The sequence below is a fragment of the Sphingomonas panaciterrae genome (assembly GCF_036890205.1).
GTDB lineage: Bacteria > Pseudomonadota > Alphaproteobacteria > Sphingomonadales > Sphingomonadaceae > Sphingomonas > Sphingomonas panaciterrae.
On record NZ_JAKNQR010000038.1, the window covers coordinates 1 to 894 of the forward strand.

The 894-nt window shown below is 65.5% G+C and carries 1 protein-coding gene; it reads right to left on the bottom strand.

From position 1 onward, the window contains the following. Nucleotides 1-127: 127 nt before the first annotated feature. Entirely contained in the window at nucleotides 128-802 is a 675-nt protein-coding gene (locus L8F96_RS18550; protein ID WP_010408781.1) for a putative quinol monooxygenase, read from the bottom strand. Between the last annotated feature and the right edge of the window lie 92 nt (nucleotides 803-894).

Here is an 894-nt window from a genome sequence, read left to right on the forward strand (position 1 = left end):
GCTGACGGCGGACACGCGACCTTGGTGAGCTTCGAATCCGTGCCCGCGGACTTGAACGCGAACGCGGCACCGGCTGCCGCGGTGCTGGCGACGGCCGCTCCAACGAGCACCTTCTGCTTCGTGTCCATCAGACTGTCCCTCTCTCAAGGGGCCGCGCGACCGACGTGTTCCTGCTCGTCCTCTCCTCATCACCAGCGGATGCAATCTTGAACGCCAAGATTTGTGCGCGGTGGATCTGGGGAGGCTCGGCGAACAGCGAAGCAGCGCTTCCGGATAGCGCCGTGCCGATTTCGCCCGACAGATGCGTCTCGCGCCCTGCCTCGTCGGCGAAGGTATCGAGGATGGCGAACCGAGTCTTTCCAAGACGCAGAGCGTACCACGACAGGGTGCCAGGCTCCCGCTCCACGGCCGATCGGGCTCCTTGGAGGAAGCGGGCAACCTCTTCCTCCGCACCGTCCCGTGCTTCAAGCGGAACATGCAGGGCCAAGCGCGGCAGGGCGTCCGCCGCCGGCACCTTGAGGGCGAGGATGTCGGCCGGCTCGATCTCCGGCAATCCGTTGAGGATGGTGAAGGTCTTCACCACCAGCGCCCGGCCGACCGTGCCGAACAGATGCTTCAGCCGGCCGGCATTGCCGGGGAAGGTATCGAAGATGGCGAAGTCGGCGGGGCCAAAGCGCAGCGCGTACCAGTGCCGCGTGTCCTGCTCATGCTCGACCGGCTCCAGCGCACCCCGGAGGAATTCAGCGGCATCTTCCTGGTGGGTCGGCCCGGCTTCAATGCCTACGAACAGTGCCTTGTGCATCTTTTCTCTCCTTGTTCCGATGGTAGCGCCTCGAGCTCCACGGAAGGCGTCCTGGGCCTAAATCATGGGAAGTTCGCGCGGCCGGGCGCCGA

What these genes read in the sequence shown, in the direction of transcription:
- L8F96_RS18550 (WP_010408781.1), bottom strand. Translation starts at nt 802, where the DNA reads ATGCACAAGGCACTGTTCGTAGGCATTGAAGCCGGGCCGACCCACCAG.